General features: G+C 52.1%; 20 protein-coding genes and 2 pseudogenes. 17 read left to right on the forward strand and 5 right to left on the reverse strand.

Translation table 11 applies throughout. From position 1 onward, the window contains the following. The 3 genes from BIY29_RS11640 to BIY29_RS11650 form a co-directional block, all read left to right on the forward strand. Positions 1-608 (forward strand): aminotransferase class III-fold pyridoxal phosphate-dependent enzyme (locus BIY29_RS11640; RefSeq protein WP_121575290.1); only part of this gene is annotated, 608 nt, incomplete at its 5' end. 255 nt (positions 609-863) lie between these two features. Beyond that, positions 864-1,976: an o-succinylbenzoate synthase gene (gene menC / locus BIY29_RS11645; protein WP_121575291.1), complete on the forward strand. Its 1,113-nt coding sequence runs from the start codon at positions 864-866 to the stop codon at positions 1,974-1,976. Between the two features lie 125 nt (positions 1,977-2,101). Beyond that, positions 2,102-2,923, forward strand: coding sequence for a MetQ/NlpA family ABC transporter substrate-binding protein (locus BIY29_RS11650; RefSeq protein WP_121575292.1), 822 nt, complete (start codon positions 2,102-2,104; stop codon positions 2,921-2,923). A 96-nt stretch (positions 2,924-3,019) separates the two neighbouring features. Here the strand turns inward: BIY29_RS11650 and BIY29_RS11655 are convergent, their stop codons facing one another. Further along, positions 3,020-4,396, reverse strand: coding sequence for a M20 family metallopeptidase (locus BIY29_RS11655; protein WP_121575293.1), 1,377 nt, complete (start codon positions 4,394-4,396; stop codon positions 3,020-3,022). Positions 4,397-4,539: 143 nt separating this feature from the next. Between BIY29_RS11655 and BIY29_RS11660 the strand changes: the two genes are divergently transcribed. Then, positions 4,540-5,466, forward strand: coding sequence for a LysR family transcriptional regulator (locus tag BIY29_RS11660; RefSeq protein ID WP_121575294.1), 927 nt, complete (start codon positions 4,540-4,542; stop codon positions 5,464-5,466). Positions 5,467-5,564: 98 nt separating this feature from the next. On the opposite strand, the gene BIY29_RS11665 is transcribed toward BIY29_RS11660, so the two are convergent. After that, positions 5,565-6,236: a GntR family transcriptional regulator gene (locus BIY29_RS11665; RefSeq protein ID WP_121575295.1), complete on the reverse strand. Its 672-nt coding sequence runs from the start codon at positions 6,234-6,236 to the stop codon at positions 5,565-5,567. Between the two features lie 145 nt (positions 6,237-6,381). On the opposite strand from BIY29_RS11665, the pseudogene BIY29_RS11670 reads away from it, so the two are divergent. After that, positions 6,382-6,711: pseudogene (locus BIY29_RS11670) on the forward strand (POTRA domain-containing protein); the annotation flags it as partial. On the opposite strand, the pseudogene BIY29_RS11675 reads toward BIY29_RS11670, so the two are convergent. From BIY29_RS11675 to BIY29_RS11680, 3 genes and pseudogenes are all read right to left on the reverse strand, one after another. Continuing rightward, positions 6,699-6,977 (reverse strand): annotated as a pseudogene (locus tag BIY29_RS11675) (serine hydrolase domain-containing protein); the annotation flags it as partial. The pseudogenes BIY29_RS11670 and BIY29_RS11675 sit on opposite strands and share 13 nt — an antisense overlap. Positions 6,978-6,988: 11 nt before the next feature. Further along, the gene (locus tag BIY29_RS20225; RefSeq protein WP_170158925.1) at positions 6,989-7,159 is read right to left on the reverse strand and encodes a hypothetical protein; all 171 of its coding nucleotides are present in this window, start codon (positions 7,157-7,159) and stop codon (positions 6,989-6,991) included. Between the two features lie 37 nt (positions 7,160-7,196). Beyond that, complete coding sequence (locus BIY29_RS11680; protein WP_121575296.1) at positions 7,197-8,417, reverse strand: M20 peptidase aminoacylase family protein; 1,221 nt, start codon at positions 8,415-8,417, stop codon at positions 7,197-7,199. Positions 8,418-8,724: 307 nt separating this feature from the next. Here BIY29_RS11680 and nifH point away from each other — a divergent pair, with 307 nt between their 5' ends. The 12 genes from nifH to nifS all read left to right on the forward strand — a co-directional run bounded on the left by nifH (position 8,725) and on the right by nifS (position 21,098). After that, positions 8,725-9,609 (forward strand): nitrogenase iron protein, encoded by an 885-nt coding sequence (gene nifH, locus BIY29_RS11685; RefSeq protein ID WP_121575297.1) that lies wholly within the window; start codon positions 8,725-8,727, stop codon positions 9,607-9,609. A 10-nt stretch (positions 9,610-9,619) separates the two neighbouring features. Beyond that, positions 9,620-11,068 carry a nitrogenase molybdenum-iron protein alpha chain gene (gene nifD / locus BIY29_RS11690; protein ID WP_121575298.1) on the forward strand — a complete coding sequence of 483 codons (1,449 nt, stop codon included), beginning with the start codon at positions 9,620-9,622 and terminating at the stop codon, positions 11,066-11,068. Between the two features lie 59 nt (positions 11,069-11,127). Continuing rightward, positions 11,128-12,693, forward strand: a complete 1,566-nt coding sequence (nifK, locus tag BIY29_RS11695; RefSeq protein ID WP_121575299.1) for a nitrogenase molybdenum-iron protein subunit beta — start codon at positions 11,128-11,130, stop codon at positions 12,691-12,693. A 58-nt stretch (positions 12,694-12,751) separates the two neighbouring features. Further along, positions 12,752-12,973, forward strand: coding sequence for a putative nitrogen fixation protein NifT (gene nifT, locus BIY29_RS11700; RefSeq protein ID WP_121575300.1), 222 nt, complete (start codon positions 12,752-12,754; stop codon positions 12,971-12,973). A gap of 30 nt (positions 12,974-13,003) precedes the next feature. Continuing rightward, positions 13,004-13,669, forward strand: coding sequence for a NifB/NifX family molybdenum-iron cluster-binding protein (locus BIY29_RS11705; RefSeq protein ID WP_170158927.1), 666 nt, complete (start codon positions 13,004-13,006; stop codon positions 13,667-13,669). Positions 13,670-13,771: 102 nt separating this feature from the next. Further along, complete coding sequence (locus BIY29_RS11710; protein ID WP_121575302.1) at positions 13,772-15,097, forward strand: Fic family protein; 1,326 nt, start codon at positions 13,772-13,774, stop codon at positions 15,095-15,097. Positions 15,098-15,281: 184 nt separating this feature from the next. Then, positions 15,282-16,658 carry a nitrogenase iron-molybdenum cofactor biosynthesis protein NifE gene (gene nifE / locus BIY29_RS11715; RefSeq protein WP_121575303.1) on the forward strand — a complete coding sequence of 459 codons (1,377 nt, stop codon included), beginning with the start codon at positions 15,282-15,284 and terminating at the stop codon, positions 16,656-16,658. 15 nt (positions 16,659-16,673) lie between these two features. Further along, positions 16,674-18,074, forward strand: a complete 1,401-nt coding sequence (gene nifN / locus BIY29_RS11720) for a nitrogenase iron-molybdenum cofactor biosynthesis protein NifN (protein WP_121575304.1) — start codon at positions 16,674-16,676, stop codon at positions 18,072-18,074. Continuing rightward, positions 18,062-18,520 carry a NifB/NifX family molybdenum-iron cluster-binding protein gene (locus BIY29_RS11725; protein ID WP_121575305.1) on the forward strand — a complete coding sequence of 153 codons (459 nt, stop codon included), beginning with the start codon at positions 18,062-18,064 and terminating at the stop codon, positions 18,518-18,520. The genes nifN and BIY29_RS11725 overlap by 13 nt, the downstream gene beginning before the upstream one ends. A 150-nt stretch (positions 18,521-18,670) precedes the next feature. Then, positions 18,671-18,988 (forward strand): hypothetical protein, encoded by a 318-nt coding sequence (locus tag BIY29_RS11730; RefSeq protein ID WP_121575306.1) that lies wholly within the window; start codon positions 18,671-18,673, stop codon positions 18,986-18,988. A 35-nt stretch (positions 18,989-19,023) separates the two neighbouring features. Beyond that, positions 19,024-19,896 carry a Fe-S cluster assembly protein NifU gene (nifU, locus tag BIY29_RS11735; RefSeq protein WP_121575307.1) on the forward strand — a complete coding sequence of 291 codons (873 nt, stop codon included), beginning with the start codon at positions 19,024-19,026 and terminating at the stop codon, positions 19,894-19,896. Between the two features lie 11 nt (positions 19,897-19,907). Next, positions 19,908-21,098: a cysteine desulfurase NifS gene (gene nifS / locus BIY29_RS11740; RefSeq protein ID WP_121575308.1), complete on the forward strand. Its 1,191-nt coding sequence runs from the start codon at positions 19,908-19,910 to the stop codon at positions 21,096-21,098.

Raw genomic sequence — 21,098 nt, forward strand, 5'->3', positions numbered from 1 at the left:
GGGGGGGGGTCATTGCCGATGAAGTCCAGCCAGGGTTTGGCCGTACCGGGGAAACCTTGTGGGGATTTGTCCGCCACGGCGTGGTGCCGGATTTGGTCAGCCTCGGTAAACCGATGGGAAATGGTCATCCGATCGCCGGTCTGGTAGGGCGTTCCGCGCTGTTTGATGCTTTCGGCCACGACGTGCGCTATTTCAATACCTTTGGTGGTAACCCGGTTTCCTGTCAGGCTGCACATGCGGTACTGCGGGTTATCCGGGAAGAAAAATTACAGGAAAATGCACGGCGGGTTGGGCGCTATCTGCATCAGGGATTGGATCAACTGGCGCAGGAATTTCCGTTGATAGGCGATATTCGTGCTTACGGTCTGTTTATTGGGGTGGAACTGGTCACTGAACGTCAGAATAAAGCGCCCGCCAGCGAGTCGGCGGCAAAGGTGGTAAATGAGATGCGCCAGCGTGGTGTTTTGATCAGCGCCACCGGCCCGTCTGCCAATATTCTCAAAATCCGTCCGCCGCTGGTGTTCCAGGAAGAACACGCCGACCTGTTTTTGAACACGCTGAATGATGTGTTGAAATTGTCGTCACTGGGGATAAAGAGTGGACGGTGAAAGAAGCAAAAGGCACCTGGCCATTGCTAAAAAATGGAAAGGTAATTTGCTTTTTTTATCATTGACGCAATGCTTATTTCTATTTAATTTGAATGGTCAGTATCTTTTATTAATTGATTTATAAAAATATTTAAGTGTTTTTTTAGCTAAGAGCAGAGCAGATAATAAGGCAATTAAATAAACTTTTTCAGCACGATTATCAGCGCCATTAATGCGGATATATCGCCACATTCAGGGCAGCAGCAGGAATATGTCATGAAAATCGATAAAATTGTGTTGCGGAAAATGAAAATGGCGTTGAAAACGCCATTTACGACCAGCTTTGCCACTCAGACGGAAAAATATTTCGCTATTGCTGAAGTGTATTCCGAAGGGCAGGTTGGGTACGGCGACTGTTCTGCCATCTCTCTGCCATTTTATAACGAAGAAACCAATGTGACTGCCTGGCACATTATGCGCGATTTTCTTATTCCCATGATTAAGCAGGCCGGAGATATTCAGCATCCTTCACAGGTGAGAGATATTTTTTCACCGGTTAAGCGAAATAATTGTGCCAAGGCAGCAATTGAAGGTGGAATATGGGATGTCTATGCCAAAATTAAAGGCATTCCGTTGCACCAGGCAATTGGTGGTAAAAGAAGTAAAATTGAGGCAGGCGTCAGTATTGGTATTCAGGAAACGCCGGATAAATTGGTTAATGTCGTCGATGGCTTTCTCCGTGAGGGTTATAAGCGGATAAAGATAAAAATAAAGCCCGGTCAGGATTACGATTATATCCTGGCACTCCGTCAGGCATTTGGTGATATCACGCTGATGGCAGATGCCAATTCAGCCTATACGCTGGATGATATCGATTTCTTTAAACGTATCGATAAATTCAATCTTCTTATGATTGAACAACCGTTGGCACATGACGATATCGTCGATCACCGCAAACTTCAGGCGGCCATTACCACCCCAATTTGCCTGGATGAGAGTATTGCTTCAGTTGAAGATGCTCGCAAAGCGATTGAACTTGGCAGTGCCAGAATTATCAATATCAAGGTTGCCCGTGTCGGCGGCATCACTGAAACCCGGCTGATTCATGATTATTGCCAGGAACATGGTATTCCGGTGTGGTGCGGCGGTATGTTAGATACGGCGGTAGGAAAAGCGCACAATATTGCCGTTTCTACATTGCCAAATTTTGTCTACGCTCATGATATTCCACCTTCTTCCCGCTACTGGCATGAGGATTTTATGTTGCCCTTGGTGAAAATAGATAGAGACAGTTGCGTAGAAGTGCCGAATAAACCCGGTATTGGATTCGATATCAATCCCATACTGTATGAAAAGTATTGTTACGGACAGGAAACATTTTCATTTTAAGCAAAACGAATTATTCAAACCCCAGGGAAAAACATAAGGTACACGGTTCCAAACTAACAATAAAACACCACATAAACTCTAATTGAAGTATGACGAGTATAAATAGGATAGATAGGAACGCCATGATGATATTAAGAAAAATCATTCCATTATTGCTGGTGCTGGGAATATCGCAGACTTTGGCGGCGGAACAAACGAAAGAAATTACCATTGGCGTTTCGCCTGGGCCTTATGGCGATATGGTGACGAAAGCGATTAAACCAGAGTTGTTGAAGAAAGGGTATGAGGTTAAGGTGCGGGAGTTCAGTGACTATATCCAGCCTAATCTGGCGCTGTCGAATAAAAGCATTGATGCCAACCTGTTTCAAAACCGCCGCTATCTGGACAGATTTAGTGCGGATAAGGGATTGAAACTTGCCGAGATAATTACCGTACCGACTGCCAGTATGGGTTTTTATTCCAATAAAGTAAGCTCGCTGAATGAACTGAAAGAGGGGGATGTGATTACCCTGCCTAACGATCCCTCCAATCTGGCCCGATCGCTGGATTTTTTGCAAAAATATGGACTGATTAAGATCAATCCGGGAATTACCCCGACTAAGGCGTCACTGCGGGATATTACCGAAAATCCTAAAGGGCTGGTATTCAAACCCCTGGAAGCGGCGCAGTTGCCACGGGCATTGGGTGGTGTGAGCGGTTCGTTGATCAACGCTAACTTTGCTATCGCTGCCGGGCTGAATCTGTCTGATGCGATCCAGTTGGATGTTTTGCCGGAAGATTTAAAAAATATGATTGTAGTGCGTGCGGAGGATGCCGATAAGCCCTTTGCCAATGACCTGAAAGCCGCGGTGCAATCACCACAGTTTGCCGCGTTCTTTGATAACCAAGATTCCATGTTTCATGCATTTCAAAAACCTGAATGGATGAAAGCCGCACAGGCAAAGTAAACCGATAAAGATGTGACGAGGCCAGATATTTCTATCCTCTGGCCTCACGCATGATATCGCGTCGCTTAGTAGGCTGTGTTCATTTTCATACCCTTGTTACCTCCTTTCCCCCAATTCCCAAAATAGACCGGTCATGATGGCCAATCCTTCACGCGCTACGGACTTCAGCAGGTGTTCATTAACCGCATGTTGCCCACAAGCAGGATAAGAGTGCGGGATCCACAATGTGGGCAAGCCAAGAATATCGGCAAAAACGGTATTGGGTAATGAGCCACCCAGGTTGGGTAACAACGCCGGCGGCTTGCCGGTGATATCCTGCATCAGTTCCAGCGCCCAGGTCACCAGCGGATCTTCTGGATCGAAGCGGGTGGCAGGAGAAGCATTAAGTATCTCAATTTCCACGTTACTGAAGCCTTGCTTATCCAAATGCTGGCGAACATGATAGGCCAACTGTTGCCAGTCGGTCTCCACTACAAAACGCAGTTGGCAAATGGCTGTTGCCTCGGCAGGAATAGCATTGACCGGTTTGTCAGGGTTGCCGGTAATAAAAGAGAGGACTTCCAATGTATTCCAGCCAAATAAACGCTCGGCGGGTGTGAACCCTTCGGCTCCCCAGCCGATATCGATTTCAGGATCGTCAGCATTCCCCCCTGGGGCGACAGAACTGAGAATACGCTGTATTGATGGCGTCAGCGGCGGCGGCAACAGGGTTTCGATGCGTATTCGTCCCTGCCCATCTACCAGGCTGGCGATCGCGTTCGCCAATTGTGTGCCAGGATTACTTAACAGACCACCCCAGTTTCCTGAATGGTAAGCCTGTTTACGGGCATGAATACTCAAGCGGAAATTAACGCAACCTCGTGAACCGAGAAATAATGTGGGTCGTTCGGCATTAAGACGGGGGCCATCAGAAGCAATGAAAATATCAGCGGCAAGTTGCTGTTTGTAGTGCTGACAGATATCGGCCAACCCTGGCGAACCAATCTCTTCGCCCATTTCAAACAACAGCTTACAGTTGAATCCCAATTGATGACCACGGGCCTGATAAACCTGCTCAAGCGCCATCAGGTTGATCGTGTGCTGGCCTTTATTGTCAGCGCTGCCACGGCCATACCAGCGGTCACCTTCTTCCGCCAGCACCCAGGGATACAAGCCTTCACGCCACTTCTCCTTATCGCCAAACACCACATCGCCATGTCCGTATGACAACAAGGTCGGTAAATCGGGATGCTCGATTCGTTCGGCAATCAGAAAGGGAACATGGCGGTAAGCCGGGTGTTCAAGCAATGTGATGGTAAACCCCATGGACTCCAGCGGGGGGCGGATCTCGTCTTCCAGATAGGTGCGCAGTATGGCGTGTCTGTCCGGGTTTTGACTTTCACTGCGACAGGCGATACGGCGGGCCAGAATATGTTTAAAATCGCCGCAATCAAAACGGTCACAGGCACTTTGGATAATATCTGCACGGGTCATGACGTTCCTTACCGGATAACGAGCAGAAATAACGGATATATAAAGGAAGGATAAGCATTGCAGCAATAATAAAATTTGCAACCAAGCTTTGCTTTTAATATAAACCTTATACCCTTTCTTGCGTAGGACTAATCATTATCAAGCTGCACAGTTCCGAAATCCGTTATTTTCTGGTTGTGGCGACTACCGGTTCCCTTAGCGCCGCCAGCGAGCATCTTTTTGTGGCGGTTTCGGCCATCAGTCGTCAAATTCAGCGATTGGAAGAGCGCATTGGCGTACCGCTGTTTGAACGTCATGCCCGCGGTATGGTGCTTAATGACGCTGGACGAATTCTGGAAAACCATGTGCGTAAAAGCGTGATGGATATGGATTTGGCGGTGGCGGAAATCCAGGGGTTGAAAGAAAGCTGTCGTACACTGTTGAGGATTGGTTGTACTGAAGGCATGGCATTTGATCTACTGCCGACGCTCTTTTCCCGCTTTCGGCAGTACAACGCAGATACAACATTTTATCTTAAAGTGGGTTCAGCAATGCAGGTTTCCCAGATGATCCGCAACGGTGAGGTGGACATTGCATTGCAATTTGCGTTGGCGCCGGAGCAGGGGGTTGATGTTAGGGTATCGCTGCCTGCTCCGCTAATGTTGTTAATGTCCGATCAGCATCCACTGGCGGGGAAACAGATTCAACTGTCAGATTTACATGATTTTCCGCTCGCGTTACCAGAACCTTCCACCACACTGCGACAACTGTTCGATCTTTCTTGCCGTATGAGTGGAACCTTTCTGGAACCTACGCTGTGCTGTAATAATTTTACCACGCTCTATTATTATGCTCTGAATACCCCGCTGGCTGTGGCCGCCTGTAGTTTCTATTCTGTTATGTATAAATATTTACAGGAACCCGTGTGCCTTAAGCCGTTGAGTATTAAACAGCTTGACCAACGTTCGTTGCAGATACAAACATTAGCCGGCAAACAACATGCAGAACCGTTGCAGATGTTTCTTGATTTTATGATAAGTGAAATGCGGCAAGGTGAAGCCTATTACCTGAATAATGTGGCAGAGGGATGAACCTGTGTCATGACGGGTTCACTTTTCTGTTCTTTTATATGAGGGATACTTCGTCCCGTAGCGGGGTTGGGTATCCTGCTTTTTTACCGGCGGGAAGGTTAATCCTGCTGTTCAACGGCAATAAACGCCAGCATGGTTTCGCTGCTATCCAGAATATCGCGCTGAATGGATTGCTTGGCGGCCTGACCATCGCGCTGGCGCAACGCGGCCACCACTTCCTGATGGTGCTCAATGGCCATTTGCAGCGAAAAATGTGCATAAGCCTGCGCAATCAATGGCCCGGTGCGCATCCACAGGCTGCCGATAAACTGCGTCAGCAGCGGCATCTGCGCCGCCTGCGCCAACAATAAGTGGAATTCGCTATTGAGCTGCAAGGCTGCGCTGAGGTTTTTTTCCTTAATCGCCTGCCGGTTGCGCTGGATATTGTTTTCAATGCACTGGAGATCTTTGGGGGTAATCAATCTGGCGGCGTGTTCCGCTCCGGTTCCTTCCAGCGAAAGCCGCAGGGTGCGGATTTCGATAAATTGTTCTGTGGTTAATTGCGGCACGCGAATATCGCGTGGTGTTTTTAACACCAGAGCCTGTTCCTTCGCTAACTGCAAGATGGCATCCCGTACCGGCGTTACGCTGGTGCCGACCTGCGCGGCAAGTTCCCGGATACGCAGGCGGTCATCCGGCTTTAGCCGACCGACAATTAATGCTTCTCGCAGCATGGCATAAACACTGGGGCCAAGATAGCTGTGGTTGATTTGACCAATAGGATAGTTCACGCATTCCCCCGGAAGAAGGGCGTCAGCGCCGCCCGGAATGTTCAATATACAATATGATGCATCAAGAACGCTATGTGGAAAGCAGTGATTACAACGTAAAATGATTGGGTAAAGATTTTAAACACTCTCGATAATTAGACTGTGGTATATCACCAGTCGGGCTTTTATTAGTGAGCAGGATTTATCCACTGGGATATTACAGATCGACATTCTGGAAGGTCGACTGGAATACATTAATGTTAATAATCAATCAGAGCAGGTTTTACGTCACGTATTTCCCGGTATGGAAGGTGAAATTCTAAATCTCCGGGATATTGAACAGGGAATGGAACAGCTCAACCGGATGCCAACGCAACAGGTGAGCATTGAAATTCTTCCAGGAAGCAAGCCGGGTTATTCCATCGTGAATTTAACCCGTAAAAAGCAGATACCGCTGACCGTAAACATCAGTTTTGAAAATTCATCAAGCCCAAGTTTGCCTTGTGCTATCAACACCATCGCCGCCGTAGCGACAATCGGTTTGCTGATGGATGACAGGCGGAACAGCGCGTTTTCTGTCATTGGCCGTCCGGTTTCCCGGTCAGCCAGACCGGCAGCCCCCTGATATACGCGGTTACCCTAATGGCGAACAATAACCACGGCGCCGACAATGCGTTGTTCGGCAATAGCTTGATCAATTACGGTATTTACGCGGGTGGGCAGGTTTCCATCAAGAGATGCTGATCCAATAGTCGATGACATCGTTAGCTCCTTTAAATCTCAAACCCCGGCGCCACCACTTTCACCTTGCATTGCTCGGGTTTGGGCGTGCCAGCCGGAATATTTTTGCAGTCGGGCGCAAAAGGATTAAGCGCATCACGGTTGAGATAGAGGATAAACAACACCAGTATAATCAAAGGAATCAGGATACGTTTTCTTTTCATGATGATGCTTCACGCCGGATAGTATAAGACTCCAGCATTATACAGAGATATTTTTGCTGCGCCGATCGTTATGCTGTGCGGTGGGGTGAGAGGCATTATTCAGCGCTTCCTGTTGGTGTAATGCCGCTTCAGCCAGTTGTGCAAAATAACGGGCAGCGGGAGGGATCGCGCTTTCGTCCGGGTTGAATTGTGGATGATGCAGCCCGAACTCGCTATTCGAACCAATGCTGACAAAGGTTCCCGGCACCTGCTGAAGATAAAGCGCAAAGTCTTCACCACTCATTTGTAATTCGGCGTTTTCTACCTGGTAACCCGCATCCTGGGCGATTTTCTTACTGAAATCAGCCCAGTAGGGTGTATTAACCACGGAGGGCGGCCCCGGCTGCCAGTCCAACTGCGCTTTTGCCCCCAGGGCGAGGGTAATACCATTAATCAACTGCTCAATACGTGCGGGGATCTGTTCCCGAATCCGGGTATTGTAGGTGCGCACCGTACCTTCCAGTTCTACCGTTTGCGGCAGCACATTCCAGGTATTCCCGCCCTGAATCCGGGTAATGCTGATAACCAGTGATTCAAGCGAGCTAAAACTGCGGCTGGGTAAGGTTTGCAAGGCATTAACGATATTGCAGGCAGTAACAATACTGTCGATGCCCTCTTCGGGTTTGGCGGCATGGGCGCCTTTACCCGTTATGCTGATAGTGAACCGGTCAACATTGGCATAAAACGCGCCGCTACGGGTGGCAAAAGTACCCGCCGGTAATTCAGGGGCATTATGTAAGCCGAAAATGGCGGATATGTCATTTAACGCGCCAGCCTGAATAAGCTGCTGTGCGCCGGTAGACACCTCCTCTGCCGGTTGAAAAAGTATACGGACTTTGCCCGGCAGCTTCTGTTCGCATTTTTTCAATAAGCAGGCGGCTCCCAGCATAACCGCCGCGTGAAAATCATGACCACAGGCGTGCATCACCCCCGAATGCTGAGAGCGGAATCCGACATCAGTCAGTTCGTCGATGGGCAGAGCGTCAATATCAGCGCGCAGCGCGACGATCGGCCCGGGGCCGTTACCCAGTTCAGCGACAACGCCGGAGGTTAACGCCAACGGCAGTAAGCGAATGTTTCTCTGTTTTAACCACTGGGTAATCTTGAGGGTGGTTTGGTGTTCCTGATTGGAAAGTTCCGGGTATTGATGCAACTCGCGTCGCCAGGTAATGAGTTGTTGGTCGAGCAGAGCATCACGACAGTGGATATTTTCAGCCATCTCGAAAAGCCATTTTATGATGAATAAAATCAAAGGTAGTTGAAGGGCGGTTCTAAGATAAATACCGTCTGGTTATATTTCATAGCGGATTATCATGACCACGTTTCACCTCTTATATGCCTGAATATCCCCTGTCGCCTTTGTCTTCTTTACAACAATTAGTCACGTTATTGTACCTAATCCCCCGTGGCATGTTGAAATTTTAATGTAATTTATGGTTATTTTTCATTTAGTTAACCTATTTTATGCGGCTGGTATGTCCCCTGCAATATAAACAGGGACATTCACTGTGAAAGAGGAATACACCATGGCAATACGTCAGTGTGCGATTTATGGCAAAGGCGGGATTGGTAAGTCCACCACCACGCAAAATCTGGTGGCGGCGCTCGCCGAACTGGGTAAGAAAGTAATGATTATCGGCTGCGATCCAAAAGCCGACTCAACACGTTTAATCCTTCATGCCAAGGCGCAAAACACCATTATGGAAATGGCCGCCGAAGTGGGATCTGTGGAAGATCTGGAGCTGGAAGACGTATTGCAGATTGGCTATGGCGGCGTGCGCTGTGCCGAATCCGGCGGCCCGGAGCCAGGCGTTGGTTGTGCCGGGCGAGGAGTCATTACCGCCATCAACTTTCTTGAAGAAGAGGGGGCGTATGAGGACGATCTGGATTTTGTGTTCTACGACGTACTGGGTGACGTGGTATGCGGCGGGTTCGCCATGCCGATTCGTGAAAACAAGGCCCAGGAGATCTACATCGTCTGCTCCGGCGAAATGATGGCGATGTACGCGGCCAACAATATCTGCAAAGGGATTGTGAAATACGCCAAGTCCGGCAAGGTACGTCTGGGCGGGTTGATTTGTAATTCCCGTCAGACCGACCGTGAAGATGAACTGATCATTGCGCTGGCCGACAAACTTGGCACGCAGATGATTCACTTCGTACCCCGCGATAACATCGTACAACGTGCCGAAATTCGCCGTATGACGGTGATTGAATACGATCCGACCTGCAAACAGGCCGATGAATATCGCACGCTGGCCAGCAAGATAGTCAACAACACCAAGATGGTTGTCCCGACGCCGGTCACTATGGATGAGCTGGAAGCCTTGTTGATGGAATTCGGCATTCTGGATGAAGAAGACGAAGCCATTATCGGTAAAACCGCGGCAGAAGAGGCGCAGTCCGCCTGAGGATCATCACATGACAGACACCCTTATACAGCAGAATCAGGCGCTGATTCAGGAAGTGCTTGAGGTCTTTCCCGATAAAACCCGCAAAGAGCGCGCCAAACACATCATGACCGTTGAGCCGGGGATGGAGTCGGTCGGTAAATGCATTATTTCCAACCGCAAATCCCAACCGGGCGTGATGACGGTGCGCGGTTGCGCCTATGCGGGTTCGAAAGGGGTGGTTTTCGGGCCGATCAAAGACATGGCGCACATCTCGCACGGGCCGATTGGCTGCGGTCAATATTCCCGCGCCGGGCGGCGTAATTATTACACCGGGATGAGCGGTATCGACAGCTTTGGCACGGTGAATTTCACCTCGGATTTTCAGGAAAAAGACATCGTTTTCGGTGGCGATAAAAAGCTGCGCAAGCTGATTGATGAGCTTGAGCTGCTATTTCCGCTGACCAAAGGGATCAGCATCCAGTCGGAATGCCCGGTCGGGCTGATTGGCGACGATATCGAAGCGGTAGCGAGGGACGCTAAAGATGCGATCGGCAAGCCGGTAGTCCCGGTGCGCTGCGAAGGATTTCGTGGGGTATCGCAATCGTTGGGGCATCACATTGCCAATGACGTGATCCGCGACTGGGTATTGCCCACCCGCGACGATCAGCCCTTTGCCGCCACGCCGTATGACGTCGCCATTATCGGCGATTACAACATCGGCGGCGACGCCTGGTCTTCCCGTATTTTGCTCGAAGAGATGGGGTTGCGGGTGGTCGCCCAGTGGTCTGGCGACGGCACGCTGACGGAAATGGAAAACACGCCCAAAGTGAAGCTCAATTTGGTGCACTGTTACCGTTCGATGAATTACATCTCCCGCCATATGGAAGAGAAATACGGCATTCCGTGGATGGAGTACAACTTCTTTGGGCCGACGCAGATTGCAGCGTCGCTACGCAAAATCGCCAGCCAGTTTGACAGCGCCATTCAGGCCAACGCCGAAGCGGTGATTGCCCGCTATCAGGCGCAGACGGAGGCGGTGATCGCCAAATATCGGCCACGGCTGGAAGGGAAAAAAGTGTTGCTGTACGTCGGCGGATTACGCCCGCGTCATGTTATCGGCGCTTATGAAGATCTCGGTATGGAGATCATGGCGGCTGGGTATGAGTTTGCCCATAACGACGACTATGACCGCACCATACCCGATCTGAAGGGGGGAACGCTGCTGTTTGACGATCTCAGCACCTATGAGCTGGAAGAGTTTGTCAAGCGGCTGAAACCGGATCTGGTGGGATCGGGGATCAAGGAAAAATACGTGTTCCAGAAGCTGGGGATGCCGTTCCGACAGATGCACTCCTGGGACTACTCCGGCCCTTATCACGGCTATGACGGTTTTGCCATCTTTGCCCGCGATATGGACATGACGCTGAACAACCCCTGCTGGAAGCAATTAACGGCGCCCTGGCTGAAATCCGCCTGAGGCCTGAAGATCCTTTTGTCCCGTCAGTTCACCGATTTGTGGCGCGGGAGGAGAATACGATGAGCCAGAATACCGAGAAAGTAAAAGCCTGTTATCCGCTGTTTGAACAACCGGAATATCAGGCGTTATTCGCCAGCAAAAGCGAATTGGAAGAAGTACATAGCAAGGAACGTGTACAGGAGGTTTTTGCATGGACCACCACCCCGGAATACGAAACGCTCAATTTTCAGCGTGAAGCGCTGACGGTCGATCCGGCGAAAGCCTGTCAGCCTTTGGGAGCGGTGCTCTGTTCGCTGGGGTTTGAAAAAACCCTGCCCTATGTGCATGGTTCCCAGGGATGCGTCGCCTATTTCCGCACTTATTTCAACCGTCACTTTAAAGAGCCGGTGGCCTGCGTTTCCGACTCGATGACCGAAGATGCCGCCGTGTTCGGCGGTAATAACAACATGAACCAGGGACTACAGAACGCCAGCGCTTTGTATAAACCGGAGGTGATCGCCGTTTCCACCACCTGCATGGCGGAGGTTATCGGTGATGATCTACAGGCCTTTATCAGTAATGCCAAAAAAGATGGCTTTGTGGACGACGCCATTGCGGTGCCGTATGCCCATACGCCCAGCTTTATCGGCAGTCACATTACCGGCTGGGATAATATGTTCGAAGGCTTTGCCCGTACCTTTACGCAAGGCGTTGAGGGATATCAGGTCGGCAGCAACGGCAAAATCAATCTGGTCACCGGCTTTGAAACCTACCTCGGTAATTTTCGGGTGCTGAAACGCATGATGGCGCAAATGGATGTGCCGTGTTCGCTGCTGTCCGATCCCTCAGAGGTATTGGATACCCCGGCTGATGGTCACTATCGGCTGTATTCAGGCGGCACCTCGCAAGCCGAAATGCGTGATGCGCCTAATGCCATCGATACGCTGTTGCTGCAACCCTGGCATTTGGTCAAAACCAAAAAAGTGGTAAAGGACGACTGGGAGCAGCCTGCCACCGAGGTTGCGGTTCCAATGGGGCTGGCAGGCACCGACGACTTTTTGATGACCGTGAGCCAATTAACCGGGAAGCCCATTCCAGAGGCACTGGCGCTTGAGCGCGGTCGGGTGGTCGATATGATGCTGGATTCCCATACCTGGCTGCATGGTAAACGTTTCGGCATTTATGGCGACCCCGACTTTCTGATGGGATTAACCCGCTTCCTGATGGAGCTGGGTTGTGAACCGGCGGTGATCCTGTGCCACAACGGTTCCAAGCGCTGGCAGAAAGCAATGAATCAACTGCTGGCGTCGTCACCCTATGGCAAGGACAGCGAAGTGTTTATCAACTGCGACCTGTGGCATTTCCGCTCGCTGATGTTCACCCGCCAGCCGGACTTTATGATTGGCAACTCTTACGGCAAGTTTATTCAGCGTGATACCAAAGCCAAAGGCGATCAGTTTGAAGTTCCGCTGATCCGTATTGGTTTCCCGATTTTCGATCGCCACCATTTGCACCGGGCGACCACCTGGGGTTATGAGGGCGCCATGACGATGCTGACCACGTTGGTGAACGCCATACTGGAAAAACTCGATAGCGACACGATGGCGCTGGGTAAAACCGATTACGGTTATGACCTGGTTCGCTAACGGTATGCCGCGCTGTACCTGGGTGCAGCGCGGTTTTTTTTGATCCACGGGAGCACGTATGGCCAACATCATTCTCCGTCAGCGCGCTGACGGTATGCATTGTTATATCGCCAAAAAAGATCTGGAAGCCAGAGTCACGTTTCTGGAATTCGACCAGCCCGACTGCTGGGGCGGGCGGATCCAACTGGAAGGGGGACAAGACTGGTTTATCACGCCGTTAACGGCAAAACCCGCGTTCCCCGTCACCTTACGTGCCAAAAAATGTGAAGCGAACGATTGATCACGATAAATACCGGAGATGCTCATGAGCCTGACTCGGGACGATTTACTTTTCTGGCGGCTATTTGCGCTGGCGCAACTGCTGCCGGAAATTGCACCCGCAACGTTAATTAACTGGCTGGAAACCACCTGCGACGAGGCCCTGACGCTGGAGCGTCTGTCCGCGCTGTCGCTTGATGAACTATCCCGCCATTTACCCGTTGATAACAGCGTACTCACCGTTGCCCGCTGGCAGCAAATCATGGATTACCTGCACGGCAATCTTCCCCCTCATTTGACCGAACAGTCTGCGCGCAGGCAAGGGCAGCAGTTACAGGTGGCATTTGCTTCCAGCAACGGTCTGACGGTTAACGGACATTTTGGTCAGTGCCGTCTGTTTTTTATTTACGCCTGGGATCAGCAAGGGCCGTTTCTCAGTGGATTACGCCGTTATCAACCTCAGGAGGGGGAGGACGGCAATGAAGGAAGGTTGCGCCTGCTGACTGATTGCCACCTGCTGTTTTGCGAGTCGATTGGCGGGCCGGCGGCGGCCAAAGTGATCCGGCATAATATCCATCCGATCAAGGTGCCGACGGCAACCACCATTGACGAGCAATTACAGGCTCTGCAAAAGATGCTTACCGAGCAGATGCCGCCCTGGCTGGCGAAACGGCTGGGGAAAGACAATCCGCTGCAACAGCGACAGTTCGGTTTATAACCGGTAAAATGAGGCTCTGCACAGAGCCTCAGACTGCTCGCCATTGCATCTTTCACTCACCGCAACTAAACTCAAAAAAGTTAATTTTTGAGATTTCTTGCGATGAAATTATTAAGACCGCCTCACATCGACAAAAGTTTTTTGACGGCTGAAAGGATGATCGACATCCTCAAAGAATACACGGTCTACGACAAACGCTACCTTCATTTTGATGAGATTGCCAGACGTCTGCACGATAAAGACCTGCGCCTGGAGGTTTGGGCAGCCCTAAAAATGAAACGTGCCAGCACCGGCCAAATAATTGAGCTTGCCGGGCAACCGGCAATGTTCAATCTCACACCACAGATTACCAAAGCTATGTCTCTGGTCGACAAATTCGCTTTTGGTCATAACGGGGAACCCTTGCCAGAGGATGCAACGACATATCTGGTATCACAGTTGATCATGGAAGAGGCGATTTCTTCGAGTCAACTGGAAGGCGCCGCCACCACGTCGCGTGTCGCCAGGGAACTTCTGGCGGTCGCCCGCCCGCCGCGCAATGAAGATGAAAGTATGATCATGGGTAATTGGCGTCTTATGTCGCATATTGCCAGCATGGGCGACACCCCGCTCACTACCGCAGACATCCTCGATATCCATCTGCTGGCATGTCAAAACATCAACGATGACAAATACCAACCCGGCTTGCTGCGGGATAATAATGACGTATATGTGGGAGGTCGCGACGGCGAAATAGTACACACGCCGCCAGAGTTTCATCTGATCGCTGGCATGTTGGACAACTTATGTGAACTGGTGATCAGGTTGGACGAAGATGAACACCATCCTCTTGTTGTTGCCTGCATTATGCACTTCGCGATCGGTTACATTCATCCCTTCAATGACGGTAACGGAAGGACGGCCAGGGGGCTTTTCTATTACCATATGATAAAGAAAGGCTACACCGCATTCCGCTACATTTCTATCAGCAAACTTTTGAAAGCGGCACCAGTAAAGTATGGGATATCGTATCTGTACACTGAAATCGATGACATGGATCTCACCTACTTTATCGCTTATCAGTGCGATATCGTCCTGCGTGCGGTAAGAGACTTTGCAACCCAAATAGAAACCCTACACAACGAACGCCGCCGCTTGGTGATGTTTGTTGAAAACAACCTTCTTCTGGCCAAAGGCGAGTTGGACATCATGGCCATTGCGTTAAATGCGCCTGGATCGCTGCTTAGTGCCGGAAACATTAAGGATAGATTAGGCATTTCTGATAATACTGCTCGCGCCAGACTTAACAGCCTGAAGGATAAAGGCCTGCTTAGGCCAGTTAAGGATGGAAAAGGCTTTGTCTACCAGGCTCCTTCTTCAGTAAATAAACTGAAGGAATGGGCGGAAAAGGCTGGGCAAAAAATGCTCCGTGAAAGTGACAAAACATGATTGCCGGGCATATACCGCGCTGACTGGCGCGGTAGGCAACCTTTTTTATCCCCCCCACCGACAACCATTGTCGCTTTTGTCGCACAATCTACAATGATAATTCAATATAAATCAATCAATTAATATCTGGCGCGCCAATTGCAGCAGGGTTTATGGAGTCACATAAACCGTGCTGAGGCGAGTCATGAGAAAGAGTGAAATTGTGGCGTTAATGGATCAGCCTGCCTGCGATCATAATGGCGGTCACAAATCCGGCTGTAGCGCGCCAAAACCCGGTACAGCAGCGGGAGGCTGCGCGTTTGACGGTGCACAAATCACCCTGTTGCCGATTGCGGATGTTGCCCATCTGGTGCACGGCCCGATTGGCTGTGCCGGCAGTTCCTGGGATAACCGCGGCAGCCATAGTTCAGGGCCGCAAATTAACCGGCTGGGCTTTACCACCGATATGAGCGAGCAGGATGTGATCATGGGGCACGGCGAACGGCGTCTGTTTCATGCCGTGCGCCATATCGTTGAGCGCTACCACCCGGCAGCGGTGTTTATTTACAACACTTGCGTACCAGCTATGGAGGGGGACGATATTGAGGCGGTGTGCCGGGCGGCGGAGCAGGTCAATCATATTCCGGTGATTGCCATTGATGCCGCCGGGTTCTATGGCAGCAAGAATCTTGGCAACCGCATTGCGGGTGACATTATGGCGAAAAAAGTGATTGGGCAGCGCGAACCCGCCCCCTGGCCGGCGGATTTCGCCATCCCGGCGGCGCAGGGGCACAGCATTGGTTTGATTGGCGAGTACAACATTGCCGGTGAATTCTGGCATGTGCTGCCGTTGCTGGATCAGTTAGGGGTTCGCGTACTGGGCAGCCTCTCCGGCGATGCCCGCTTCGCCGAACTTCAGACACTGCACCGCACCGAAGTCAATATGCTGGTGTGTTCGCGTGCGCTGATCAATGTGGCCCGTCATCTGGAACTGCACTACGGCACCCCCTGGTTTGAAGGCAGTTTCTACGGCGTGCGGGAGATGTCCTGTTCGCTGCGAACGCTGGCCGGTATGCTGAACGATAAGGATTTGCAGGCAAGAACCGAAAAACTCATCGAACAGCAGGAACAGGCCGCCAATCTGGCATTGGAACCTTATCGTCAGCGCCTGAAGGGCAAACGCGCCTTGCTGTACACCGGCGGCGTGAAATCCTGGTCGGTGGTGTCAGCTTTGCAGGATTTAGGCCTGGAGGTAGTGGCGACCGGCACCAAAAAATCCACAGAAGAAGATAAAGCGCGGATCCGCGAACTAATGGGGGATGACGCCATCATGCTGGAGGACGGCAACGCCCGTCTGCTGCTGGATACCGCTTATCGTTACCACGCCGACATCATGATTGCCGGCGGGCGCAACATGTATACCGCCTACAAAGCTCGCCTGCCATTTCTGGATATCAATCAAGAACGGGAACATGCCTTTGCCGGTTATCAGGGCATTGTCGCACTGGCCCGTCAACTTTGCCTGACGCTAGAAAGCCCAATCTGGCCGCAGGTAAATCGCCGGGCGCCCTGGCATATCTGAGGAAGGAGAAATTCAATGGCTCAGGTTTTGAAATCGATAAAACCGCTGGCGACCAGTCCGATTAAAAGCGGGCAACCGCTGGGCGCAATTCTGGCCAGCATGGGGCTGGAAGGGTGTATTCCACTGGTTCATGGCGCACAGGGGTGCAGTGCTTTTGCTAAGGTGTTTTTCATTCAGCATTTTCACGATCCCATCCCCTTGCAAACCACGGCTATGGATCCGGTCACCACCATTATGGGGTCGAACGACAACATACTTGCCGCCTTGTCATTACTGTGTGAGCGCCATAACCCGAAAGTGATAGTGGTATTGAGTACCGGCCTGTCGGAAGCGCAGGGGGCGGATCTGGCTTTTGCGTTACGCCAGTTCAGAGAAATCTATCCTAAATATCAGTCTGTCACGGTGGTCGCCGCCAGTTCACCGGACTTTTACGGATCGATGGAAAACGGTTATGCCACCGTGCTGGAAAGCGTGATTGAACAGTGCGTGCCAACATCCCCGACCGCCAGCGTGATACGCAAAAAACGGGTGAATCTGCTGCTGGGGCATATGCTGACGCCCGGCGACCATGAACAGATCCGCAGCTATGTCGAGGCTTTCGGCCTGCAACCTATCATCCTGCCCGATCTTGCCGGGTCGCTGGACGGTCATCTGGCAGAAGGAGATTTTTCCGCCTTGACTCAGGGCGGAACGCCAGTACGCATGTTGGAACAGATGGGGCAGAGCGCGTCAACCATCGCCATCGGTGTATCGCTACAGCGGGCCGCACGTCTGCTGGAACAACGCAGCCATACGCCATCACTCTGGCTACCGCATTTGATGACGTTAGATCAGTGCGACGTATTGATTGATCACCTGCATAAGCTATCCGCTCGTGAGGTGCCCGCCTGGATCGCACGTCAGCGCGGTCAGTTGCAGGACGCCATGATTGATACCCATATCTGGTTGCAGGACAAGCGGCTGGCGATTGCGGCAGAGGGCGATCTGCTAGCGGCCTGGCTGGATTTCGCCATCAGCCAGGGGATCCGGCCTGAATGCGTGGTCGCTCCGGCGAACCAACCCGGTTTATCTTCACTGCCGGTAACTGAAGTACAAATTGGCGATCTGGAGGATGTCGATGATAAGTTACAACGTCACATGGTAGATATCCTGTTCGCTAACTCTCACGCGGCGTCACTGGCGCAGAAATACCATCTGCCGCTGGTACGTATCGGTTTTCCGCTGTTCGATCGCCTCGGTGAGTTTCGTCGTCTGCGCCAGGGTTATGGCGGTATGCGCGATACCTTGTTTGAGCTGGCGAATGCCATGCGTCAGGCGCATCACCCACTCCCGGTTTATCACTCTCCCCTGAAGCAGACGTTTCCGTCTGCGGTTACGCAGGGATCCGTCATGGAGATACGGCCATGCGACATTTAACCCGCCAGTTGGCGATCCCCTCTGCCGATAGCTGGATTATTCGCATCGCGTTCGCCAGCGTCGATTTGCGCGTGGTCGATCAGCATTTTGGCTCCTCGCCGCGTATCGCAATTTATGGCGTGCGCCGTGATGAAGTACAACTGCTGGAAGTCGCTGATTTCAAAGTGTTTCACGGACATAGCGAAGACAAACTCATTAGCCGTATCAGCGCGGTGGAGGGCTGTTTCACCCTGTACTGCACGGCCATCGGCGATACGGCATTCAGGCAGTTGCTGGGGATTGGGGTACGGGCGGTCAATGTGCAGATAAACACCCCGATCGCCATGCTGCTGGCTGATGCGCAAGCCTTGTGCTCTGACTGCCGGGTCAAAAAATCCCTGCGTAAAAAAGACAGCAACCGTTTCGATGCCATGATGCAGGAAAGTGGGTGGTTCGAGGAGGAGTAAGGCTTGTCGCCTGTGCGACAAAACCGACAATTACCGGCGTTTATGCAACAGCGCAACAATAACTCTCTGCGCTATCTCACTGATAAAACAGGTTTTTGTGACTGGCATCACATTTGCTCCATGATAACTGTCAGGCACAGGAGCCAATCTATGATCCATATCGATGCGACGACCTTAAACCAGCTCAGACAACGCCAGCAGCGGCGTGGACAACCCACCGCAGGGCTGGCGCTGGCGGTCAGGGGGGATGCCTGCCGGGGCTGGACAGTGCAGATGGTCTGGCGGGCGCAGGCATTACCCGGCGACGAATGCCACGACATCGCAGGATTACGCCTATTCGCCTCTGCGCAACATTGGCAGCAGTTGGATCAGGCGCGCATCAGCTCTGATACGCAAGGTGTCTGGGTGGAGTTTCAGCCGCTGCGGTGCCGGTGTGAAGACGGGGCGTGCGAGGTGGCAACTTTATAAGATCATCAGCCGTAACAAACGGGAGTGTAGAGAGCATGTGGAATTATTCTGAGAAGGTAAAAGAACATTTCTTTCATCCGCGTAATGCCCGTGTGGTTGAGCAGGCGAATGCGGTAGGTGATGTCGGTTCTCTTAGCTGTGGTGATGCCCTGCGGCTGATGTTACGGGTTGACCCTGGCAGTGAAGTCATTCAGGAAGCAGGCTTCCAAACCTTTGGCTGCGGCAGCGCTATTGCATCCTCTTCAGCATTGACCGAACTGATTATCGGCAAAACGCTGGATGAAGCCTCACGGGTGACTAACCGGGAAATCGCCGATTATCTGGATGGATTGCCGCCAGAGAAGATGCACTGTTCGGTGATGGGGCAGGAAGCCTTGCGGGTGGCGATAGCCAACTATCGAGGGGAAACGCTGGAAGATGATCATGAAGAGGGGGCGCTGATTTGCAAATGCTTTGCCGTTGACGAAGGGCAAATCAAGCGTGCCGTGCTGACCAACGGGCTGACCTCGCTGGAAGAGGTTGTCCATTACACCAAAGCGGGCGGTGGATGTACGGCGTGTCATGAAAAAATTGAACAAGTGTTGAGCACTATTTTAGCGGCGGCGGGCGGAAACCCGACGGCGGTGGATGAGAGGAAAGAGAAAAACGAACGGTGGCTGGCGGTTGAGGACGTCATTGCTGGGTTGCGGCCCCATATCCAAATGGATGGCGGCGAGATCACGTTGGTCAATGTTACCGATGATGAAGTGCGCGTCACCCTGTCCGGTAGCTGTAATGGCTGCATGATGACGGATATGACGCTCGGCTGGTTGCAACAGAAATTGCTGGAGCGGCTGGGTTATTTTATCCGCGTCGTTATGGATACGCCGGTCTCCGCCGGGGTAATTCTCCAGACTTCAGATTTCTAAGGAGCACGCATATGAAACCTATCTATCTGGATAACAATGCCACCACCCGCCTGGATCCGATGGTGCTGGAAGCCATGCTGCCGTTTTTGCAGGATCAGTACGGTAATCCGTCGTCGATTCATGACTTTGGTGAACCCTCCCGCCGTGCGCTGGCCAGAGCGCGTGAGCAGGTGGCCAGCCTGCTGGGCGCCCGTTACGACAGTGAAGTTATCTTCACGTCCTGCGCGACGGAGGCGACCTCGACCGCCATTCTCTCCGCCGTGGAGGCCTTTCCCGCCCGACGTGAAATTATCACCACGGCGGTAGAGCACCCGGCCACGCTGGAAGTATGCGAACACCTGGAACGGCAAGGCTATAAAATTCATCGGCTGGAGGTAAACGAACAGGGGGCGCTGGATCTGGAGCGCTACCGCGCCTTGCTGCATGACGGCGTCGCGCTGGTGAGCGTAATGTGGGCGAATAACGAAACCGGGGTGTTGTTTCCGGTGGAACAGATGGCGCAGCTTGCTCATGAACAGGGCATTTTGTTTCACTGTGATGCGGTTCAGGCGCTGGGCAAAATCCCGGTGTCGGTGGCTGACTCCGGCATCGACATGCTCTCTTGTTCGGCGCACAAGATTCACGGTCCGAAAGGCACCGGTTGCCTGTGGCTGCGGCGGGGTACGCGCTTTCGTCCGCTGCTGCGCGGCGGACATCAGGAGCGTGGCCGCCGGGCGGGAACCGAGAATATTGCCGGCATCGTGGGGATGGGCATGGCGAGTGAGCTGGCGGCCATCCATCTGCCGATGATGAGTGCGAGCATTGCCCCTCTGCGTGACCAACTGGAAGCCGGATTACAGACGATCGCCGGTACGCGGGTGATGGGGGCGGGGCAACCGCGTACCCCGAATACGCTCAATATCGCCTTTGAGTTTATTGAAGGGGAAGCCATTTTACTGATGCTGAATCAGGCGGGGATTGCGGCTTCCAGCGGCAGCGCCTGCACCTCCGGTTCGTTGGAACCGTCCCACGTCATGCGGGCAATGAACATTCCGTATACCGCCGCGCACGGTAGTATCCGTTTTTCTCTGTCGCGCTATACGCGTGAAAAAGAGATCGACTACGTACTCGAACAGATCCCGCCGGTGATCGACAGATTACGTGCGCTGTCGCCCTACTGGCAGCAGGGAAAACCGGGTGAGTTCACACCGGCCTGGGGTTAA

Source organism: Brenneria alni (assembly GCF_003666245.1).
Classification (GTDB): Bacteria; Pseudomonadota; Gammaproteobacteria; order Enterobacterales; family Enterobacteriaceae; genus Brenneria; species Brenneria alni.